This is a genomic window from Shewanella sp. 10B, assembly GCF_023475885.1.
Classification (GTDB): domain Bacteria; phylum Pseudomonadota; class Gammaproteobacteria; order Enterobacterales; family Shewanellaceae; genus Shewanella; species Shewanella mangrovisoli.
In genome coordinates, this window is record NZ_JAMDJO010000008.1 from 55,736 (window position 1) to 78,356 (window position 22,621).

General features: G+C 41.4%; 19 protein-coding genes and 2 pseudogenes. 3 read left to right on the forward strand and 18 right to left on the reverse strand.

Going from position 1 to position 22,621, the window contains the following annotated elements; translation table 11 throughout:
* Positions 1-88: 88 nt before the first annotated feature.
* From M0415_RS18740 to rfaH, 11 genes and pseudogenes are all read right to left on the reverse strand, one after another.
* Entirely contained in the window at positions 89-1,204 is a 1,116-nt protein-coding gene (locus M0415_RS18740) for a hypothetical protein (protein ID WP_249554550.1), read from the reverse strand.
* Positions 1,201-2,208: a glycosyltransferase gene (locus M0415_RS18745; RefSeq protein ID WP_249554548.1), complete on the reverse strand. Its 1,008-nt coding sequence runs from the start codon at positions 2,206-2,208 to the stop codon at positions 1,201-1,203. Before M0415_RS18745 ends, M0415_RS18740 begins: the two co-directional genes overlap by 4 nt.
* Positions 2,205-2,954, reverse strand: a complete 750-nt coding sequence (locus tag M0415_RS18750; RefSeq protein WP_249554547.1) for a glycosyltransferase — start codon at positions 2,952-2,954, stop codon at positions 2,205-2,207. Before M0415_RS18750 ends, M0415_RS18745 begins: the two co-directional genes overlap by 4 nt.
* Positions 2,923-3,606 carry a CatB-related O-acetyltransferase gene (locus tag M0415_RS21475; RefSeq protein ID WP_283771405.1) on the reverse strand — a complete coding sequence of 228 codons (684 nt, stop codon included), beginning with the start codon at positions 3,604-3,606 and terminating at the stop codon, positions 2,923-2,925. Before M0415_RS21475 ends, M0415_RS18750 begins: the two co-directional genes overlap by 32 nt.
* On the reverse strand, positions 3,587-4,525 hold the full coding sequence (locus M0415_RS18760) for a glycosyltransferase family 2 protein (RefSeq protein WP_249554540.1): 939 nt from the start codon (positions 4,523-4,525) through the stop codon (positions 3,587-3,589). The genes M0415_RS21475 and M0415_RS18760 overlap by 20 nt, the downstream gene beginning before the upstream one ends.
* Before the next feature lie 362 nt (positions 4,526-4,887).
* A pseudogene (locus M0415_RS18765) lies at positions 4,888-5,126 on the reverse strand (ISAs1-like element ISSpu13 family transposase); the annotation flags it as partial.
* Positions 5,127-5,296: 170 nt separating this feature from the next.
* The gene (locus M0415_RS18770; protein WP_249554538.1) at positions 5,297-6,652 is read right to left on the reverse strand and encodes a flippase; all 1,356 of its coding nucleotides are present in this window, start codon (positions 6,650-6,652) and stop codon (positions 5,297-5,299) included.
* Between the two features lie 191 nt (positions 6,653-6,843).
* Positions 6,844-7,818 carry a Wzz/FepE/Etk N-terminal domain-containing protein gene (locus tag M0415_RS18775; protein ID WP_249554536.1) on the reverse strand — a complete coding sequence of 325 codons (975 nt, stop codon included), beginning with the start codon at positions 7,816-7,818 and terminating at the stop codon, positions 6,844-6,846.
* A gap of 202 nt (positions 7,819-8,020) precedes the next feature.
* Positions 8,021-8,454 (reverse strand): annotated as a pseudogene (locus M0415_RS18780) (four helix bundle protein).
* Between the two features lie 140 nt (positions 8,455-8,594).
* Complete coding sequence (locus tag M0415_RS18785) at positions 8,595-11,108, reverse strand: SLBB domain-containing protein (protein ID WP_249554533.1); 2,514 nt, start codon at positions 11,106-11,108, stop codon at positions 8,595-8,597.
* Between the two features lie 782 nt (positions 11,109-11,890).
* Complete coding sequence (rfaH, locus tag M0415_RS18790; RefSeq protein WP_011622099.1) at positions 11,891-12,391, reverse strand: transcription/translation regulatory transformer protein RfaH; 501 nt, start codon at positions 12,389-12,391, stop codon at positions 11,891-11,893.
* Between the two features lie 472 nt (positions 12,392-12,863).
* On the opposite strand from rfaH, the gene M0415_RS18795 reads away from it, so the two are divergent.
* Positions 12,864-14,333: a peptide MFS transporter gene (locus M0415_RS18795; protein ID WP_249554530.1), complete on the forward strand. Its 1,470-nt coding sequence runs from the start codon at positions 12,864-12,866 to the stop codon at positions 14,331-14,333.
* Positions 14,334-14,525: 192 nt separating this feature from the next.
* On the opposite strand, the gene M0415_RS18800 is transcribed toward M0415_RS18795, so the two are convergent.
* On the reverse strand, positions 14,526-15,629 hold the full coding sequence (locus M0415_RS18800; protein ID WP_249554528.1) for a response regulator: 1,104 nt from the start codon (positions 15,627-15,629) through the stop codon (positions 14,526-14,528).
* Positions 15,630-15,751: 122 nt separating this feature from the next.
* The gene (locus M0415_RS18805) at positions 15,752-16,537 is read right to left on the reverse strand and encodes an MlaA family lipoprotein (RefSeq protein WP_086903716.1); all 786 of its coding nucleotides are present in this window, start codon (positions 16,535-16,537) and stop codon (positions 15,752-15,754) included.
* Positions 16,538-16,758: 221 nt separating this feature from the next.
* Here M0415_RS18805 and M0415_RS18810 point away from each other — a divergent pair, with 221 nt between their 5' ends.
* Both M0415_RS18810 and M0415_RS18815 read left to right on the forward strand, forming a co-directional pair.
* Positions 16,759-18,852, forward strand: a complete 2,094-nt coding sequence (locus tag M0415_RS18810) for a flagellar hook-length control protein FliK (RefSeq protein ID WP_088211978.1) — start codon at positions 16,759-16,761, stop codon at positions 18,850-18,852.
* 12 nt (positions 18,853-18,864) lie between these two features.
* A complete protein-coding gene (locus tag M0415_RS18815) occupies positions 18,865-19,176 on the forward strand; it encodes an EscU/YscU/HrcU family type III secretion system export apparatus switch protein (protein WP_374918424.1) in 312 nt (103 codons plus the stop codon).
* Between the two features lie 25 nt (positions 19,177-19,201).
* Here M0415_RS18815 and M0415_RS18820 read toward each other — a convergent pair whose 3' ends face one another.
* The 5 genes from M0415_RS18820 to M0415_RS18840 all read right to left on the reverse strand — a co-directional run bounded on the left by M0415_RS18820 (position 19,202) and on the right by M0415_RS18840 (position 22,614).
* Positions 19,202-19,600 (reverse strand): DUF2802 domain-containing protein, encoded by a 399-nt coding sequence (locus M0415_RS18820; RefSeq protein ID WP_011622093.1) that lies wholly within the window; start codon positions 19,598-19,600, stop codon positions 19,202-19,204.
* Between the two features lie 154 nt (positions 19,601-19,754).
* Entirely contained in the window at positions 19,755-20,249 is a 495-nt protein-coding gene (locus tag M0415_RS18825) for a chemotaxis protein CheW (RefSeq protein ID WP_011073088.1), read from the reverse strand.
* A 7-nt stretch (positions 20,250-20,256) separates the two neighbouring features.
* Complete coding sequence (locus M0415_RS18830; protein WP_088211979.1) at positions 20,257-21,264, reverse strand: chemotaxis protein CheW; 1,008 nt, start codon at positions 21,262-21,264, stop codon at positions 20,257-20,259.
* On the reverse strand, positions 21,248-22,039 hold the full coding sequence (locus tag M0415_RS18835; RefSeq protein ID WP_088211980.1) for a ParA family protein: 792 nt from the start codon (positions 22,037-22,039) through the stop codon (positions 21,248-21,250). The genes M0415_RS18830 and M0415_RS18835 overlap by 17 nt, the downstream gene beginning before the upstream one ends.
* Before the next feature lie 62 nt (positions 22,040-22,101).
* Entirely contained in the window at positions 22,102-22,614 is a 513-nt protein-coding gene (locus M0415_RS18840; protein ID WP_441347617.1) for a membrane anchored protein in chemotaxis locus, read from the reverse strand.
* Between the last annotated feature and the right edge of the window lie 7 nt (positions 22,615-22,621).

Here is a 22,621-nt window from a genome sequence, read left to right on the forward strand (position 1 = left end):
ATGTAAAGTAGGAGAAGGGATTTACGAATGTAACCTTAACTTTCCTCCTAGATATATCAGAAAAAAATCTTCAAGATTATCTCCTGAATTAAGTTTTAACATAAGATGATTGCCTTTCAGTTAAAAAGAAAAAAAACAAAACAAAATTAAATGGCACTGTGAATATATAACTCTCCGTTAATCCAACTGCCCATGTAGATATGACAGAGGCGTAAATAAAATAATCAACATCAGAGCCATAAATATTGACATTCCTCAACACCTTAAACGAAACAAAAACCAAAGAAAGAATTAACACCAACCCACCTTGATATAAATATCTTACAATAAAAATATCAAGTGGCAAATATTCTGCCACATCAAAGCCACTTATAAGCGGCGGAAAAGCTTCAAGCAAAAAAATATTAGCAGAATGTTGTATCCTTTGGGCTAATAAAAGATTCAAATCATACACAAATGAGTCACCTACGACATAAAGATAAATCAAAACAAATGGAGCAACACATAAAGAAAAAAGCAAACACGTAGCAACACGATAATTTTTAAAGCCTACGAACCTAAAATAAAAAAGAAGGAAAATAAAAAGAAAAAAATTAATTATTTGAGTTCTAGATTCTACATACAACAACAAAGACAAAAATAAAGGAGATGAAAAAACAACTAAAAAAAATAACTTCTCCCTAGAAAGATAAATTGAAAAAAAAAGGACCGCAACTTGAAACAAAAAAAATATTATATAAGCAGTCGTATTGGGATTCAAGAAACCAAAGGTCGGAACTAGACCTTTATGTGGATAATACTCCTTTTGATTTAAGTCACCGAAGAAAGAAACACATACCATGGCAAACATTAGAGAAAACAATACCGAAAACATCAAGGCAATGATAACTTTCTCTTTTTTGAAGAAAAGACCAAAACAAGAAATAAATACAACCTTAATTAAGGTTATAATGTATAAATTGCCAAAATACACTAAAAAAAGCGAAAAAAGAATGCACAGAAATGCATAAAGTATAAGCTTAATTTCTAAAAATAAGAATAACACTGGAATAAGAAAGGTTGTAAGCGTCGGTATTGACTTCCCCTCTCCATAAACATCAACAAACCAACTAGAAGAATATAAATAGAACTCTATAAAGACGTATGTAAAAATAGTGAAAAGTAAAATAACTTCACGACACATTGGTGTACGTTCAATACTCATATCGAGCCCATAATATCATTAAACAACATTTTACTTGCAGATTTAGGATCAAGTTTCTCTTTGGTATAATAATATTTAGAATTTGAAACCCCACCAGACCCAATAAAATTTAACATTTCTAAAAATACATTTTCAAAATTAGCTACATCAGAAATAAATATACCGTCATCCTTTAATCGATGGTATCCGTATTTATTATATAATGTATTAGCAAGCCCCATACGAGAAGATGCAAATATAATCTTATTCAAAGATAGCGCTTCAACTAAAGCTAAAGAGTAAGTCTCATAAGATATTGTAGGAATAACAACCACATCAGATAATCCATATAAATTTATCATATCAGAATGCTTACAGTTAACTGGGTAAAACACTTTTACTTTATCATTAATACTAGTTTTTTTAAAAAAACCAAACCCCTTGTCTGGCCTACTGATATCATGAGGAAAAACTACGGAAAAGCTACCTTCACCAAACGTATTATAGTCAGTAAACCCAGGCCGAATAAAGGCATGATTTAATTTACTACCAAGAAAATTTACACTTAGAGCATTGCGTGTAAAAATACTACCAACATACAATTCAGAAAGAAAATATGTTTTATGAGATATCAATTGTGGTATTGAATGGTATAACCAAGCGCCGCGAATTAAGTTACCAATCTTTTTTCTTACACCTTTAACAGCCATTTTGTCTCTAAATGAAAACTTAACTTCGCCTTCATGTGACAATGAATAAACCCTCCCCCCCCTTACACGACAAGTTAACAATTTTGCAAACAAAAGATTCCACAAGCACATACTGTGATTAACAACGTAAATTATATCTTTTCGCTGTTCAACATGAGCAATTAAGAATATATTTCTTAAACTCACACCACTTAACTCAATTAACTTGAACTCAATATCATGTTCATGACAAAGTACTGAAAACTCTTGAGCTAAGCAATCAATTGCATCAGACCAATTTTTATTAGACAGAATCTTCAAAAATACAAGTTTCATTTAAATAGCCTTTTGCATATAACAGATAATGAATCCCTGCCTACAACAAAAATAAATATGTCCTTAAAGAAACTCAAAGCAATTTCATATAAAAATAAGACACTAGATACAAAAAAATTTTTATGAACTCTATTTATTCTAAACTTCTCTCTATGTGAGCGATATTTATATTTAGATGAAACCCCTCCACCTTCAGTCAATGAAAGGTAGAAATTTAAATTATGCACGGCAAATTCTTTTTTCAACCTACTATAAAGATCAAAATCAGAACATATTTTGAATTGCAAATCGTAATTAACAAATCTAGTAGGAAAAATAATTGATTGATGACTTGTAGGCATTGAATAACTAGCCAAAGGTTTAGCCATTATTTTTTTTTCTAAGCCATATGAAGTTCTACAGATACAATCTGCAACGTAAATTGAATCACCCTGCTTAACTTCCCTATTTATTTTTTGCACAGAACTTGAGTCAAAAAAACAATCACCTGCATTCATAAATATCACAAATGGACTTGTACAAAATTTCACGCCTTTATTCATTGCATCATAGATACCACTATCATTTTCACTCAGTGAAAATGATATTATATTATGGTAACTCTCTAAAATAGAAGCCGTATTATCTTTTGAACCACCATCAATCACGATTAATTCATAAGCATTATCAGTCTGTTTCTGAATTGATTTGAGTGTTTTTTCTAAGCCTTTAGAATTATTGTAAGTAACTGTTACTATCGATATCATACTTTTCAACCATTTTTTCAGGGAAATTGAATAAATAACACTTCTCTCTTAACTCATCATCACTCCAATCCCACCATTTCAAACCCAACAAACTATCGACTACTTCCGGATGAAATCTGTACTTAATCAACTTTGCAGGTACTCCTCCAACAACTGCATACGGTGGTATATCTTTAGTCACCACCGCACCAGCGGCTATAATTGCGCCATGACCAATATTAACACCATCTAGTATCAATGCCCTCGCACCAATCCAAACATCATTCCCTATATTTACAGGTGAATTTTCAACAAATGGAATTTCATTCTCTCCAGAAATATAAGTTATACCACTTTGTTTCAAATTTGAATAAAACGCCGGATGTGTAGAGACGAACTGCGTAGGGTGTTCACCAAGCCCCCCTACCCTACTACCTGGGCCTATACTACAAAATGCACCGATTGAACAATTGGATATTATTGCACTAGACAAGTATGTAGCCTTTCCAACTGTTGAACCATATATTTCACTTCTTCCATGAAGCTTAACATAGTTACTTAAGGTTGAGTCTTTAGATACGTAACTTAAAGGTGAGGCATAAAAGCCAATCAAATTTAATTTTATAAACTTATTTCTAAACAGCCAATAAAGCCTATCTTTTATACCAGCCATTACTAACACCTCTTAACAAAACACGCTTAATCATATTAATTTTATATAACAAGCTCGGTTTTGATTTCAAAAAAAAATGCAAATGAAGAAGAATTATAAAGAAACTTTCTTTAACTGGCTCTTCAGTAATTTCCTTATAACTATCCGCCAAATCCACACTATAATCTTGGCTTTCTATACAGTTTTCACCACTGCCATCATGGCCAATGTTATTCACTAAACTATACTTAGGAAACAGAGCTAAACCCCCATGCCTAATTAAAGTCAAATACCAAAATATAAACCATGTTTTCTTTATACCATTTTTGTTTTGCTCAAATTGCTCTGAATATCTGTATGCGCCACCAAAATCGATAATGTTTTTCTCTGCCTTCGATAACTGATTGTTTTCAATATCATTATTAAATCTAGCCCACCTATCATCCCAAGTAGCCCACCCCCAACATAAGGGAACTCGTAAAAAATAAGTGTTTGAATTCAGTAGCTTATTAATTATTGGATATGATGAGCCTGATATGTGCATTACTTTATCATTATGCTCATACAATCTTAACGCTGCATTCATGTAGACTAAGAAATATTTACTTAGCAACAGGTCATCCTCAAGTACAATAACCTTTCCATTTACCCGCACTATTTCAGAAACACCTTCACTTATGTTTTTCGCTAATCCATAATTCTCTGTTCTGCAGGTAACGCTGAATGTTTTAAAATTACTTTTAAATTCTTCTACTACAGCGATAACAGCACTGACATTAGAAATATCTTTCTCATTTTTAGGGTGATCAACAAAAACATAAACATCCGTAGATATTGCCAATATATTCTCTTTCAAACTGAACAAAGTTGACCTTAAATGTTCAGGTCTATTATAAGCAAACACTACTACTGGGGATAAGTTATTGGTGTTAAATTTCAATGCGGTTACTCTTTTTTGTAGATGTGGCAATCTTAAGACATAAATACATGCAACAATTATGATTAAACATAAGTTAAAGTTCATCAAACATTATTGAAATAAAAGTCTATTAGTTAAGTTTATAGCATTAGACGCCATTGAATAATTAATAAAAACAGCCATTTTTTCTCAACACATGCTTTGTTGCCTAAATTAATTTTAGGTAAACCTTATAAATCAGCCGGTTTTGTTTGCAGCAACAGTAATATTGTAAAAGCACTTGTTGCTGCACGGCCAAGGGCTGATTATATTTTTTGACCAATACCCCACCAAATTACCTACTACTTGAATTCATCGCTCCAGCATGCTCGGTTAAATTTTTAAGCTAGGCTGGTTTTAGGTGGGTGTAACTACACAAGATTTAAGACTTAGCAGCGTAAAATGGCCAAGATACTGGCGCCATCTTCATCATACATTTTTTGATCTTTTTCTTGAAGAAATAGTGTATCTAAAAGCCAATATTGATTATTCTCAGTTTGCCAATAGGCTCTAATCTCTGCACAAAAGGCTTCTGGTGTTAGCAATGCACTGCTGGCATAAAATGATTATCTATACTGGTTTTTTACCTAGTTTTTTACGATGACGCCCTGCCCCTGCTGCGCGGCTAGGCTCTGGCTGAATTATGAGTGTAGCCTTCAGTAAAAAATTATATTGTGCGAGCAATAATAATCTTAACATCATACGTTCAAATCGTAAAAACACCACTTACACACCTAAAGAAAGCTAAAGTAATCAAACATTCTTATGATTACATTTCAATAAAAACAAACTCTTTATTTGCAAGAAAAATATAAAAGGGCTCAGCAGTACATTAGCTAATATAGTAGAACTAAACTGTGCCAATACAGCACTAACTGCGGCCCCGGCAATACCTAACTCAGGTATCAATAATAAATTAGCAATTAAACAAACTAAAGCACCAACAAATGTCTTATATAAGCTCAATTTAGATTTACCTTCATTTAAGATCCACAAGCTCTGCGCTATTCCCATATTTATAAACAAATTAGCAAAAATCACAATAGACAATACCATCGCACCACTTGCGTAAGCAGTTCCAAACAAAAAATCAACGACATATTGCGATAAGAAAAATATAGGTAGGCATATTAACCAACCTAATAATGCAAACCCTCGGAAAATATTGCTAAGACATGTCCAGTAAGCTTGTTGACTTTGTTGTTTTGCCTTCGCCACCATTGGCGCCAAGCTTACTGAAAGTGTCATCGGGATAAATGTCCAAAGCATTGCTAAAGGTAAAACTGCAGCATACACACCCAATTCGACGTCACCCAGCATCTCCTTTATCATTATCTGATCTATGCGCATATAAACAATAATTGATAGACCACTTAAAATAAAAGGCCATGATTCCTTAAGTAGTTTTTTTGCTTGTTTGCTCAATAAATGCCACGGTTGTTGACAGGTAAATTGATGATACGCGTAAATTAAGGCAATTGCGGCAAGCAAACCTTCAACTGCCATGACTAACGCAAATGCTAACAGTGGCGCATTATTTAGAATTAGGGCAATTTTCAAGCCATTTGAAACTAAATAGGCGGTTAATTTTGCAATAACGGTTCGCTTGCTCTGGCTTTGGCTCTGAAACCACAAATCAATAGTATCAGCTGCTTGAAATACCAAACTAGCCCCAGCAAGGGCGGTAATATATACGCTACGATCTTGCCATCCATTAAAAATGCCCATCATTGCGATGGAAATTAACCAACAGCAAATACCAACCGTTAACCGTAGAATGAATGCTGTACCGAGTATCTCACCTGCCTTAGTTTTATCTTTGGCAATATCACGCACAATAATGCCATCCATCCCTAGCAAGGCCACAGCTTGGAAGAATGCCAAGTAAGCTAAAACATAGGCTAGTTCACCAAATTGCGCAGGACCAAGATAACGAGCCACCCATGCACTTACTAGTAAGCCGAGTAATAACCTGATCAACTTATCGAACATCAACCAACCACTGTTATTAATAGCTGCAAGTAAACTGTGGTTGCCAGACAAACGCTCAGATAATTTATTAGGCAGTATTTTTAACCATAGCGGTGGGGTTTTATGTGGACCTGACAAGCGGATTCCCTGATTTTAATGAAGTGTATCAATTGGAAAAATGAGATTTTGGGCTTTTTTATCTCAGCTTTTTTACCCAACTGAGACAGATTTTAGCCATTTTGAGACAGTTTAGATCAACTATCTCATTGTAATTAATTGAATTAGGCTTATTTTCGAAAACGGTCCCAATGGGCCCATTTTTTTAATCTCTAGTTTTGATCTTTTCTCATAAAATGCCTTACCAGCACTAACATCACCCCCAACATACCGCCGAGCATGGTGCCTAAAACGCATATTAATGCGCGTTTAGGTTTGGCCTTTTCCTCAGGCGCTAATGCGGGATCGATAGTTTTAAATACGTATTCATCACGCACTTCGGCAAACATGATGGTTTTTGCTTGCTCTTCAACCAACTTATAAAGAATTGTCTTAATATCGGCGACATTGGTTAGGGCGATTTGCTTATTTAAAAAATCGCTACTGCGATTAGCTTCTGCTACATCACGCTCCTTCATCACCTTATTAATATCTTGAATCAACCAATTGACCCATTGCTCGGCAACCGTTGGGGATAAATGCTCTACTGAAATAGTCACCATGCCAGATTCTTTATCTTTATTAACTGCGATGATTTTACTAAATACTTTATAGGCCTCTTGCATTGACGGTTCAGGCTTAAATGGAGGTTCGACATCGCGCACCCAAGTATTGGTTTGCTCGTTATATAGCTCAGGGTCGTAGATAATTTTATCCGTATCCTGAACCCATTTTTTTGCGGCCATTAAATCAGCAAGTATGTTGTGCTTTTGAATAAACTCACTGGTAAATTGGCGGGATTTTAATACTTCAATCGCAAGCTGGGTTTTATCAGTACCACCTTTACCGCCGAGGTTAACCCCAGCAAGGCTCGCTAAACCACCAAACTGCGACGCCAAGGCACTTAAGCCACCGCCCTGTTCCTCTGATGCTGGCGCAAGGAGGGCTTCGGATTTATAAATATTGGGCTGTAAAATAGCAAAGGCGACAGAGGCAATGGCAAAAACAGCGGTTATGGCAATAATGAGCCATTTGCCTTGCCAGATGACGGCAAAAAGCTCACGAAGATCGATTTCGTCGTCTTGCGCTTGAGGAAATCTGGCGTCGGATTGGTATGTGTTTGGATTTTGAGTAATTTGTGTATTCATTTGTTCTTCAGATTCTAGATTCTAGTACGCTGCGCGGTGAGAGCGCTGCGCTTCTATAAAGGCAAAAAGCTTAAAGCAGAGCGGGCTGCGCCCTTATAGAAAGAGCAGAGCGTCGCTTCGCGACTTCTAGATTCTAAAGCCACGTAGTGGCGTTCTAGAGGCCGAAGGCCGTTCTAGAGCAGTGCTCTTTGCTGCGTTCTTCTTAGCTTTTACTCTTACTTTGCTTTTGTTTGATAATTGCACCTAAGATTTTGGCTAATTCTTTTGCTTCTTGAACCATAAGTAACGCGGGTTCCTTTGCCAAATATCCCACTTCAATACCTATATAAAGTTGGGTGACTAGCTCTCCTAGAGAGCCTTTGGCATAGTACAAAAAGCGAATTTGATCTTTTAGTGTTTCACGCTCTTCACCTTACTCGGTACATCCATGTACCTCACCTCTTCGAGGCCGATGCTAAAGTCACATCGTTCAAAAGTTGCTCCTGCACTTTTGTCAGCAATATTTGAAGGGACAGATAATCCTGAACGGGTTATTTGATCTTTAAAACCCCAATTACTTACTGATTCTGTCACTTGATATATTTGACAAGATAATCTCGAAGCTCTTTTCCAAACATCCAGTTGTTCGAATCGCATGAGGGCTCCTTTCAGTCGCGAGAATCGAGGAAAAGCAGAGCACGACTTCTAGAAAAACCAGAGCGGGCTGCGCCCTGCTAGAAAGAGCACGTCGCTACGCGACTTCTAGATTCTAGAGCCACGCAGTGGCGTTCTATCTCCTATATCCCCGATATTGCGGATACTGCGACGGCGGTGTTGTAGATAATGCTCGTTACTTGAGTCCATAGCGTGAGGTTATCTTTGTATTCGGTATCTAATGGTACAACTATGGTGTCACCAGGTTCCATTGAGCTACCGCCAGTAAACCACAATGAAGATTCAGGCATTTGTACCGAGCCATCAGCTTTTAATATATAAGTGCGTGATTCGTCAGCGCGTTTACGTGCCCCACCGGATAACGCTAAATACTGTTCGTAGGTTAGACCAGTTTTAAAGCGATGAGTGCTTGGGTGTTGCACTTGGCCCATAACAGAAACCGTCTGGTTAGCAGGTGGAATGTAGAGTGCATCTGCATCTTCTAGCATTAAATCGGCACTTTCGATACCTAATTCAATCGCATTGATATCGACAACTAAACGACCAACCGTTTTAACGTTTTCCAACTGATTTAACATCATTTGTGCATCGTTATAACCAACGGTAGGCGTGTCTTTGGTTAAGGCTTTTGCTGCAATCTCACGGCGCAACTCATCGGCAAGCTTAGCAAGCTCTTGCTGTTCTTTCTCTTGAATAGATTTGCGTAAAAAGACTGCACTGCGGGGTGCAGCATCACTCGTCATCCCCCCTGCACGAGCAAGCACTTGTTTTAAGGTTTCGCCGCGCTGGATACTGTAAGTACCGGGGAATTTGACTTCACCTTTAATGGTGACCCAGCGAGTTTCTTGCCAGTCTGGCAACGTACGTACGGTTAATATGTCACGGCTTTGCAGTTTGATATTGGCAGCCGGATCATTTTGCATAACGCGGTCTAAACTAAGCTGCACATGTTCTACTGTGACACCGTTTTGCTCAGACACTTGTTGGCGAGTGAGCTCTGCAGATAAGGTATATGCACCTTCTTCTAGCCCGCCTGCAGCTATAAGTAAATCTTTAACATCGGCATTAACCGTTATTGGATACTGGCCAGGAAAACGCACATTACCATTGATATTAACTAGCTTCGCTGCATCACCAAAACGGCTTTGCTCTTTTAACTTTTTAATAATGGGCTTAAGCAGCTCCTCACGATCTGCATAGTCAAATACGATGACTGAATCTCGTGGCTTTAGCGCAAGATTATAATGCGATTTTGGTTCACCGATGGCACGCCCGAGGTTGATACGCTCGACTTCGATATCGCCACGTTGGTTGATTTCTCGAACGAGTAGACTGTAATCCAAGTCGGCGGAGATGGTTAAATCCCCCCAAATTGAAGGCAATAAATCGGCAACTGTTAGACCATTTGTCCATTGATATTTACCAGGGCGGATTACTGCACCAGAGACCGTAATAGCATTATCAATACGGCTTGAAGCTGAGCGCACATTAAGCAAGTCGCCATTTTTTGCTAACGTACTTAAGCCTGAGCTTTCTGTTAAATCAACGCTTACCACGGTTTTTACCGCTTCACGACTATAACGTTCGATAGTACTGGCTTTTGGATAAGCTCCTGGGTTTAAGCCACTGGCCATATTAATCACATCGGCCATGGTCTCATTATTTTTAAGTTCGTAAATGGCAGGGCGGCGCACTTCGCCAATGACACTCACTGTGCCCCCTGTAGATGGAACAAAGACCACATCACCGGATTGTAATCGCATATCGCCCGAAGCATCGCCGCGAAGCAATAAATCATACAAGTCTAAACGGCCAATAGTTTTACCAGAGCGCTTTAATTGGATATCACGCAAGCTACCAATTTCGTTCACACCACCCGAGATAAACAAGGCTTGGGTTATAGTGGATAAACTCGATACAGTATAGGAGCCTGGCTTGTAAGCGTCACCGGCAACAAAAATCCGGATTGAACGCAATTCACCCATAGTGATATTGGACTCAATACCTATCATGCTTTGGCTGATCTTTTGCTGTAATAACTCGCGTGTTTCAGCAAAGGTTAAGCCTACTAGTGAAATAGGCCCCAAGTTAGGAAATTGAACCGCGCCATCACGGCCGACGGTTAATGTGAACTGATTATTTTCTTTACCAAAAAACTGCACATTTAAGGTATCACCGGGGCCCATCATATATTCAGCAGGCACTGGTACATCAGAGACGGGAGCAAACGTACTTGGAGAACCAGCAAATAAGTCATAGCCAAAGCGTTTTAGCTGATCTTCTTTTTTGCTTTCAATCGATTCAACCTTAGCTTCCGTTTTGGTTGCCTGGTTAAGTTTATCGTCCTCAGATTGATCGATGACGTTATTACCACTTTCCGTTCGTGGCGTAACTACAGTTGGGTTTTCAACAGCAGTAGCAGTAGTTGAGGCCCCCGTGATCATTGACGGATCAATACCGTATTGGCGAGCTAAACGTTCTTGCTCTGACTTAGGTAGTTGTTTGAATTGCTCTATCATCTGCGGAGAGGGCGTAATAGCTTGCGCCTGTGTGCCCATCAATATCGTGGCAGTGATGCCAACTAATATTGCGGTTTTGGGAACCGCTTTGATGTATTTTTTGAATTGTTGTAACACCAGATATCTCCGATTGGGTAAAGATGATGGAAAACATTAAAAGCTGATCGGGCTTTGCCCTGCGAGAAGATTGTACTTCTAAGGTCTAGGCTCTAAAGCTAACTTGCGAGCTTTGCAGAGCGGCGCTTTGGATTGTGCCCTAGAGGCCGAAGACCATCCAAACAACAGCGCATGGATATCGTTCATCGAAACCTGACACGCTATCGACCCCTTTGGCATCCGCTGAGCGAATAAAACCATTCATTCGATGTCATTCGGACACGCTACCGCCCATAGATTGCGGCCTCTATATTGCCCTTCGCATTGCGAAAAATTAGATTTTTTAATAGGTTAAAGCTATATCTCAAGGTATATCGAACTTTATCACTTACCCATGTTGAGACTTAAGATTTAAGTACCAGGTTCATGCTTTCGGTCTTCGAATAACAGAGAAATAATGCCTGTTAGAAACCTAAGGTCAGAACTTGCTACAGCATAAAATCAAATAAAACGTTTATTGTAAAAACTAAGTTCTAGCGGCTTAAGCAGTGGCAGATTGTACTGCTAAACCACTACGCAGTTTGTTTAATTAATGGCTACCACACCTTGCCTGGTTGCTTTTTATGCACTTTTTCTTTTAACAAACAACGTAAATTCAAAAATAGCCAGCAAAATATTGATTAAAAACAAAATTTTTATTTTAATCCTAATCTTGTTTAAATTTTATAAACTCAACTTATAGCAAATTTCTTACACGTCTCTAGGTTAAAATCCTAAACCAGCAAAGTGAAATAGTTAATAAATCACACGCGCTCAACAGATTGCATTGGAACTGTTAAGGTTTTGATTTGCCCCATGATATTAAATAAAACTTGGCAACGTTTGTTTGGGCATTTTTCTTGAAAAATGCCTTCTAAATCAATAAATGGCCCATCTTTAAAGCGAATTTTTTCCCCGGTTTTTAGTTCTAGTTCGTGGTCTAAAACCGCTTGGGAAGGCGTTAATTCTTTCATGCGAATAGCGTGAATAATACGATCGTCTATAGGCGTCATTTTTTCCTGACAATTGACGATTCGGCTCACGCCGCGAGTAGAGTTGACCTGCTTAACACTGGTTTGGCTTGGGTCGAAATTGATGAACAGATAATTTGGGAATAGAGGTACACGACAGATCCGCTTCTGCCCGCGTTGAGATTTTTCTTCAGAAACCATTGGTAAGTATGTTTCTAAATTTTGAAGTGCTAAGTTCTGTTGTGCCCTCGCTTCACTACGAGGTTTACAATACAAAAGGTACCATGCCTTCATCTACTAATCTCACTACCCTATGTTAAGTGATGTCCATTCACGGCTGGCAATCATAGCAAAGTTGTGAAGATGGATGGAAGCAGTTTTTTGACTCAATAGAGTCATCGCTCGGTATCTGAGCAAGGCTGGATATATTAGTAAAATCAGCATTAACCCACATCAGCGCTAAGTTGCAGATAATCTCACCAGTTAGCAAGCCAAAATTGACTTTAGTTACTTTTAAAGGGTATATAAGATGGGATTTTAGCGAAATTATTCCATTTAACGCTAAAAATATTACTTTTATTATAACAACGTAACAATAACTCATACGTAAGCCGTAGAAATTCTACAAGTTACCCTTGCCGTAAAGCTTGGGTTAATCAACGAATTCTTAGCGGATAAATGAGAAGAGCAACAACCATTTTTCTGTGGTGACATCATCCTGTAACAGGGGCGCCACAGGCAATCACGAGCTTAAGGTGGAAACTTCATGAGCGTAGCAAAACCACAGGGGACGATGCTTGGTCATCCCAAGGGCCTATTCCTACTTTTTACAACCGAACTTTGGGAACGTTTTAGTTATTATGCAATGCGCGCCATTCTGGTGCTGTATTTAGTCGATAAAGTTCAGAGTGAAGGGGGGCACGGTTTAGGATGGTCGCAAGCCGATGCGATTTCGCTCTACGGAACATTTACAGGTTTGGTTTACTTAACGCCTTTACTCGGCGGTTGGTTAGCTGACACCTTTTTAGGTCAACGCCGCGCCATCATGATTGGCGGTACGTTAATGGCCGCAGGTCAATTTATTCTTGGTACTCCTCATGCGTGGGTACCTGGCATGGAAACTGAAGTCTTCTATGTCGGCTTAGGTACTTTAATCCTAGGTAACGGTCTCTTTAAACCCAATATTTCCACTATGGTAGGTGACCTATACGAAGAAGGCGACCATCGCCGTGACGGTGCGTTCACCATCTTCTATATGGGGATCAACGTTGGTGCTTTCCTCTCCGGTATTATCGTAGGCTCTGTTGTCGCAGCTTATGATGGTAACTTCCAAGCCGGCTTTATCTGTGCGGGCATTGGTATGATCCTGTCGTTAATCATCCAACTTCTGTTTGCACAAAAATTACTCGGTAATATTGGTAGAACTCCAGCCGCTAAACTTGAGCGTGAAAAAGCTGCTGAAAAAGGCGAAGTACGTAAAGAACCTCTCACTAAAGTTGAGCGTGATCGTATTAAAGTCATCATGGTGATGGGTCTATTCACTATCATCTTCTGGGCAGGCTTTGAGCAAGCTGGCGGCCTGATGAACCTGTTCACTAACGACTTTACCGACCGTATGATCGGTACTTGGGAAGTACCTACCACTTGGTTCCAATCATTAAACGCGATGTTTATCGTGATTTTCGCACCTGTTGTAGCCTCGATTTGGGTACGCTTAGGTAAGAATGAACCAAACTCGCCTGTTAAGTTTGCTTTAGGCTTAGTGCTATTAGCCGTTGGCTTCTTATTCATGATCGGTGCCGTTGTTGAGATGGGTGGCGATGCTTCAGCGAAATCAAGCATGTGGTGGTTAGTCGGTGCTTATTTCTTCCACACCATGGGTGAGCTTTGCTTATCACCGATTGGTTTATCTATGGTGACTAAGCTAGCCCCATTACGTATAGCTTCATTAATGATGGGTTCTTGGTTCCTGTTCGTTGCTGCAGCTAACAAGATTGGTGGCGTAGTGGGTTCATTCATCGGCCACGGCGGTGAAAAAGAAGAACAACTCGCCAATGCAATGGCCATTTTCTCGGGTATCGCGATTACTGCAGCACTTTCTGGTGTGGTCTTATACTTCATGGCCGACAAACTTGTGGATTGGATGCATGGTGCAGAAAGCAAGCATCACAACGAAGCCGAAGCGTTAGAAGATGAAATCGCCGTTACCGGTGAGCATGAAGCGATCAAACGTTAATTTGCGTTAGGTTCAATCAATAAAAAACGCTGCCATGGCAGCGTTTTTTATTTGTCACTTAGATGATTAACTTAAGCCATCGAGCTAATTTCCGATTACATTTTAGATTAACAGTCGATATCGCCAACCTTCACATTCGTTATCGAAGATACGCACAAAGTCACTGTCGCAGCATAGTGAATTAAGCCACCGTTATAGGCTTAATTGCATAAAGCCACCCGCGGGTAACTGCGGATCATATACAAGGCCTTTAAATTGGTTTTCTAAGAGTTGCTGCTTGTGTTCAGGCTCACTGGTCGCGATACAGAGCTGCTCCTGCGGCAATATAGTGCGAAACTGAATGCTCGGTTTACCCCAATCTAACATCCCCAATTGCAAGCTCTCAGAAAGTGCTAATGGACTCAAACCTTCATCATTACGCAAATAGCACCTAAGCCCCTTACCCGCTTGTGCAATCGCGGCGCGATAGCGTGTTAATTCGATAGCGACATAAATAATATCGACTGTGATATCGAGGCCAGATTTGACTAAACGCTCGTTCAAATAACTCAACATATTGAAGGGCTCGATAATGGTCTTGCTTTGGCCACTACGATAACTTTTGAGCTTTTGGTTAACAAAACTGCGCAGCAATACACAGGCAAAAGCCGCTCTATTATCTTCGGGATAGAGATGGGCCATGTACATGATGAGGTAGTCACTGCCCACCATAGTGGAATCAATAAAGTAACTGCTGATATCGCTACTCTTAAATAAACTGTAATCCACTTTGGCCGTGGGATAGCTGATGTTAGAAGCAGGAAACAGCTGCTGCTGAACTTGCTTAGCTGCCTCGACACTTTGTTCTAACAGAACCAAGTTATCCTTGAGTTCTTGATTAGATAAAGCATCAAATTCGGCTTGAGTCACATCATCGGAATAGTGTCGTTGCAATCCCTGTTTTATCGCTTGTTCGATGATAAATAAATCGGGGACGGGTTTTACAAGATAATCACAGGCACCAACACGCAGGGCTTCGACAACATCCGCCATTACGTTATTGCCAGAGACCACAATTGATGGCACCAGCGGCTCTAATTTACTCATTTCCTTGAGCATATCGAGTCCACCGAGTTTAGGCATGCTGAGATCGGCAAGAATAATATCGAAACGTTGTTGCTTAAAAATGGACAGTCCCTGCTCACCATCGCAGGCCTGCACAACTTCGGCACCGCGCCCAATAAGAAAAGTGGCGACGATTTGCCTAAAGACCGGGTCGTCTTCGACCAAAAGAATAGAAACATCATTTAACGCCATAAAGATTCCCGAATAACATTCATTGCGATAGCAATAACTCCATCATGACATCGGAAGAATCATTCAATACGGCAAGGGCTTGGCTGCAAAAAAGGATTTACAGCCAAGTACAGCGCATAAGCTTACTCAAGTTCCTGCATGTACTGATCGAGCAACTCATCATCTTCTTGTTTTTGAGGAACATTGCCATCATAGACTTTATAGTCCATGTGTTGTAAGTACGCATCTTTCACAAAGGTATAGGGATCGAGCGCATTATCAACAAGCCTTTCTTGGTCAATCGCCGATGCTCTCGCATGAAGACTCTTAAGTCCCCATTTAACAATGGATTGCCACACTGTTAGCTCAGATAGTGGAAAGTATAGACCATCAACCCAATCCGATGCGAGTTCTCGCACCACATAGGGGCCGGCAAAGGGAGCCATAAAGTACGGTCCGTTTGGCACGCCGTAGTAGCCTAGCACTTCGTTAAATTCATCTTGCTTGCGTGGCATCCCCATCATATCGGCCACATCGAATACCCCGAGTAAACCGATTGTGGTGTTCACCGTAAAACGGCCACCAGCATTTGCCGCCCAGCCCCATTTACCCTGTAAGGCGTTGTTAACTAGGCTACTCGGTTCTTCCAAATTCTGTACGAAGTTGTTTATCCCCGTTTTGGCGGGCAATGGCAGATAATCGTTGTATCCATGTGCGACAGGACGATAAATATACCGGTCTAAATACAGATAGTTGAAATCCCACATTGCACGGTTAAATCCCTCAAAGGGATCACGCGGATCATCGTAAGTAATCTTTACTGCTGAAGCCGTATCCTTTGGAGTAGTCTCAGGTACAGTCGCCTCTGCCCCATACACCTTAGGCAGTAATGCAAATCCTAAAAGTACCCCTAGCCATTTCAACTTCATATTGCTCTCTTAAATAAATGTACTGCTTAGATATCGAGTTTTGCTAAAGTGACCAAGGACAAGTGACGATAAAAGATTATTCACCTGAGTGGCATACTCTAGTATGACAGAGAAACTGTCGTTGTTTTTACAAAGCGCATAAGCATACTTGGCAAAACATTTTGGTCAATTGTTAATTTTTCAAAATAGCGTGCCGTTAGATACACCAACAAGGGCCTTACATGGAGTCAATTCCACTTATTAATACCGCCAATGCGCAATTAATCGCTCCAGCCTCTTCAAACGAGGCCGTGAGCGTAAACTCACGTCCCCTTCCAGCTGAAGTGCAAGTCTTCCCCGAGGGCGATAGTATTATTCTAAACGGTACAGAATATAATTTAAAGCTTGTTAATGCACAGCAAAGACAAGCCTTGATTGTAGCGAGTAGTTTCTTAGTGAATCCAATCACCCCAGAAGCCACAGCCAGCACCAGTGCCAATAGCACAGTCGCTAACGCACAATTACTGACGCTAGGGGCGACACTAACCCTAAAATTGCCCGAAGCGATAGCGCAACTTGCGCAGCAAAATGGTATCTCCCTGGATAAGCTCTATACCCTAGCGGCAAGGCCGCTGGGATATCCTCTACCCAATGTCACTGTTACAACGAAAGAATTTCAATTTGCTAACGGGACTGTGGTGCCACAGGATCCAGGTACTCGACTCAGCACTGGAGAATATCAAGCTAAAATAAGCCTCTCGCAAGGAAGGCCTATTTTAGTCCTGACCCCAATACTGAGCAAACTTGAAATCCACATTGGCGCGCCAATAAATGAAACTCAACTTCCCATTATTGATAAACAAGCAGCTAATGTGGTCATCACTAAAACTGAGCCTGCTCAGATAATTGCTGCATTTTTACGTAAACTTGAAGGAATTGCACCACAGGCCGAGCCATCAAATACAGTAAAGCCTAGTACTCAAGCACCTGTGTCCTCGGAGAATAAAGCTGCCAATATGCTAGCTCCTTCTTCCGCAACAGATATGCCAAACAGCAAAGTCAATGTATCGGCCGCTAACCCTCAAACCAGTCTACAAGCCAATACTGAACCTAAGCTGACTGTTGTAAATCAAACGTTAAATACCACGGCGCAATCGCAAGAAACTTCCCAAAATCAGCAAAAAGCACAAGTGCTTGATGCTAAGACGTTAGAATCCAAGGCCTTTGAATCAAAGCCTTTTGAATCTAAACCTTTTGAATCAAAACCCCTTGAATCTAAGCCACTAGAATTAAAACCATTAGAAGCTAAAACTATGGCATCGGGGGCGAGTAATCTCGATAGCAGTCGCAACTCGCTTTTAGCGGCAAAGGCTCAACAGGATCTCCCCCCTACAAGTTCCACTAAAACTGGCTTAGTCGGTAACGAGCTACCACTGAGTCTCAAACCACAGGCGATGGAGGCTCAATTAGGCGAAAAAATCAATAAGTCCACCGAGGCACAAATCAGTGTCAATGAGGTGCTACAGAAAGCTTTTACCAAAGCCGGTGCCTTGCCGTTAGAACAAATGCTCGCGCGCGGCGGAGCAAATCTCGCGGCGGAGTTATTAAAACATTTGCCCCATCTAAGCCCGCCAACATTAGGGCAATTAAGTGAACTGAGCGAATTAAAGGACGCTATGCTTGGACTTTCAGCCTTAAACCTTGCCGCGCCACAGCTTAGTCAACCCGCCGTGTTTATGAATGCCAATGCGATTACCTCGCTATTTCAACTATTGTTGGGGTTTAGGGCCAATAATAGCAACAATACGGTCAGCCAGAAGCTGGCAGATTACCTAGAGCAATTACAGGCTAAAACGGGTTTATCGACCAATCAGCTTGGACAATTGAGTAAAGCCGGAGGGCTTGAAAGCATGGGCCAACTGGCCTCGAGCTTACACCTTTATCAGCAGGCAAGCGGCGAAAACAACGGCAATCTGGTATGGTTTTTTGCCCTGCCCTATGGGATCAATCAACGGCATGAACAGCTCGAAGGAAAATTTGAACGAGATGCCAATGATGACGAACAACAAAAGCACAAAGGTTGGCATCTGCAATTGAAGTTTAATCTTGCACAGGGGCCGCTGCTAATTTCGGCACGCTTCCATCAGCAAGTGTTAGATATTCAATTTAAAGGTAATAGCCAACAACTGCTCAATCGCGTCGATAATTTTTTAGCACCCTTAGGCCAAAAATTATCCCAGCTAGGCTTTACGCCTGGGGAGCTTTCCACGCAAATTGCCCAAGTGCCAGCGACACTGCTCCCGGGCGATCATTTTTTAGTGAAAACACGTGCTTAAAATCGAGAATGAATGATGAATGAAGAACCCAAAACCCAGCAAGCCGTCGCCTTGAGTTACGATGGGAAACATGCACCTAAAGTCGTGGCATCAGGGGAAGGATTGGTTGCAGATGAAATTATTGCGCTCGCAAAAGCATCAGGCGTTTATATTCATCAAGATCCCCACCTGAGTAATTTTTTAAGATTGCTCGAATTAGGTGAGGAAATTCCGAAAGAACTGTATCTGCTGATCGCAGAACTGATTGCCTTTGTGTACATGTTGGATGGCAAATTTCCTGAGCAGTGGAATAACATGCACAAGAAAATTGTAGAGAAAGCCTAAAATAAGGAATGTGCGACTTTGCAGCCTATTTTCGATGAAGGCGAATTAACAGCTCAGCCTCAGCTTTAGGTAACTCACACTCTTTAATCAGTTCGTCCACCCCCGCGCCTAAGGCGACCATTTTCATCGCTCGGGTATAGAGTTTGGCTTGAGGATCCTGCTGCGTCGACTCTTCGATACGCTCGGATTGTTGATGTAAGCGCTTCTCAAGCTCGATAACACGTCGCCCCATGCCAATAGTACCACTGCGAAGCTCCTGCAACTCGCGTTTAAAGGACTCACGTTGGCGATCGCCTTCTTTGACCAGCACGGTTAACGCTTCAACTTTACTGCGCAACTTACTCAATTGTTTTTGGAGATAAAGGACTAACCCTAAACACGCAATCACATAAACTAAGGCTGCGATTAAAAATTCATCGCCCATTAATCATCCTTACGCATCACTATAAACTGAAATCAACAATACAACGGCTTCACCAAACGGCAATCATAATGGTTAAACAATAGCGAAATAAACCGTTTGCATCGTGAAAAGCAAGGACGACAGATTAGCTAATCTGTCGTCTCATCATGGAAGCTTAGAGCTGATTTAACTCAGCCCATTCTTCATCGGATAATAACTTGTCTAAGTCGACGAGGATCAGTAGCTCGTTATCGCGATTGCTCACGCCTTGGATAAACTTGGCGCTTTCTTCAGTGCCGACATTCGGCGCATTATCAATTTCAGAACGGCGCAGATAAACCACTTCGGCCACACTATCCACCAAAATACCGATCACTTGTTTCTCTGCTTCGATAATCACGATACGAGTCGAATCATCCACTTCCGCCGATTGCAGGCCAAAACGTGAGCGAGTATCGATAACAGTCACCACATTGCCGCGCAGGTTAATGATCCCTAAAACGTAATGGGGTGCGCCAGGCACAGGGGCAATCTCGGTGTAACGTAGCACCTCTTGCACCTGCATCACATTGATACCATAAGTTTCGTTGTCTAACTTAAAGGTAACCCATTGCAATACTGCATCATCTTTACTTGCAGCCACGGCCGCGACATTTCTTGTATCTTTCATGTTTACCTCAACCAATGGAGTCCTGACAGCCTAAACCCGCATCAAGCATTTCAACTAAGGCTTGTACGTGCAAAATGCCACACATTTGTTCTTTCACTACACCAGCTAACCAAGGACGTTTCCCCGCTTTGCTGCGCCAGTTTACTTGCGATTTATTAATTTTTACTGCATTAACGAGAGACTCACAAGCTAATCCCCAATTACTGCCTTCTAATAATACAAGATATTGATAATTTACCGATTGCGCCAGTTTATCCGTGTATTTTTCTGGCATCACCCATGCACAGGTATCAACCAGATTTAACTGCTCTTCCCTATGGGTTTGCACTCCTAAAAACCAAGAAGGGCGACCGATAATATGATTAATTCGCTCAACCTTAACGATCCCACCAAGACTCACTAAAGGCACTGCTAAGGTTAACCCTGCCACTTTAAAGAATAGTACTTGAAACTCATCATCGAGTACTTCTTGTAGGTCTTTTGTGATACTTGGAGGGGCAAACCCCACCTGAGTCTCGGGTGTTGTCTCAATGATTATCTCGTCATCTACGACTGCGGATGGCTGCTCAATGGTTACGTTAGCGTCGTTTTGCGTTGCGCCAGACGAAGTATTCTCGTCATGAGCCACCTCTTGAACTTGAACCACTTCAGGTGCAACCTCGGCCATGGCCTCAGCTGGCTTGTCCGCAACCGTCTTTAATACCGGCGCAAGGAGTTTTTCCAAGGCCTGTTTATTAACTAAAGGCGTTGGCTCCTCAAGGTGAGGTACACTGCTGGCAGACTTTGCCTTCTGCGGCTGCACTTCGGCAGCAATGGTCACGCTCGCGTGCACTTTAGCCTGACTGTGCTCGGCTAAAATGGCATCATCGAGCAATTGTGCTTCATTTTTTTTCCCTGCCAACGGAACCGCAGCCTCGTTTCGAGGCGCATTTGGGGAAGCTACAGTTTTACTGTCTTCTTCATGCAGCAATAATTCAAAAAAATCAAAAACAGTTTCATCAACCGATTTTGACATGACCAAACTCCCCAGCTAAAAGAAAATCCAATAATCGCTCGTAAGCTTTTACGCCACGACTGCCGCTTGCATAATGGGAAGCGGGTAAATGTGCCAAACTGGCGTCTCTAAACTTAGTATCTACGGGGATCACATCTCGCCAAAGGCTGTCGCCATATTGTTCACTCAGCACCTGCAAGGCTGCAGGTGATGCCTTGGTACGTTTATCGTACATAGTGGGTACGACGGTATAGCTATAACGGGTTTTCTTTGAGCGTCCCATGATTTCCATGGTTTTCACCATGCGTTCGAGCCCTTTAATGGCCAAAAACTCGGTTTGCACGGGGATCACTATGTGTTGACTGGCCGCCAGTGCGTTCACCATTAATACCCCTAACACGGGTGGGCAGTCCACAATCGCCACATCGTATTCATCGGCAACCAGTGCCAATAAATTACGCAGCACCAACCCCATGCCCTCTTGATGTCCGAGCGCTCGGTCTAACGTGGCTAACGCCATCGTAGCGGGCAGTAAATCTAAGCCATCGACTAAGGTGGGCACTATGTGGGACTTCACTAAGTCAGTCGTCAAACCCTTATGTGCCACAAACACGTCAAATAGCGAACCAGGAACCTCTTCAGAGTCAATGCCAAGGTAATAACCAAGCGATGCATGGGGATCGGTATCAATCATCAGTACACGTTTACCCCGTTTAGCGAGCGCGCCGGCTAAACTGGCTACTGAAGTGGTTTTTCCAACCCCACCTTTTTGGTTCGCAATGGTCCAGACTTTCAAAGAACTGACCTCTTTAATGTTGATTCTCGGCTATTCATATGCAGGTTTGCGTAACACAAACATTACTCGCCTTCCCTCGTGGTGACTCTAATGCCACCATTAGGCAAACTAATCACTTTCACCCCATCGGCATTTTCTGAAATCACCACAGGCACATTATTCGATTGAGATTGCGCTGCCGTCGATAGGACAGATGAGGTCTCTGGCCGCAATAATTCAGGCACAGGATCTACCGTGGCTTGCTGCAACGGTTTATCATCAGCTGGTTTCTCGAGCGTTGGCGGAATTTTCGTTTCGGGTGCCGAAAAAGTCTCGGGGCCTAAAGTCACCGCCTTTTGCTCTCCGGGTGAAGCCAGCTTTAACATCGCTTTGGTTTGATCCGGATGGGAAGCGAGCCAAGACGCAATCGCCTGAGCTTGTTCATCCGGTACCATAAGCAAAATCTGTGTCGATTCTAATCGCTTTACATCATCGCGTAATGCCATGATTTTTCGATGATAATCGAGACTTAACGCGGCTAGGCACAATATAGCGATTGCCATTAACACAATGATAAGCAGCATATTTGTGCTTATCTGTGTC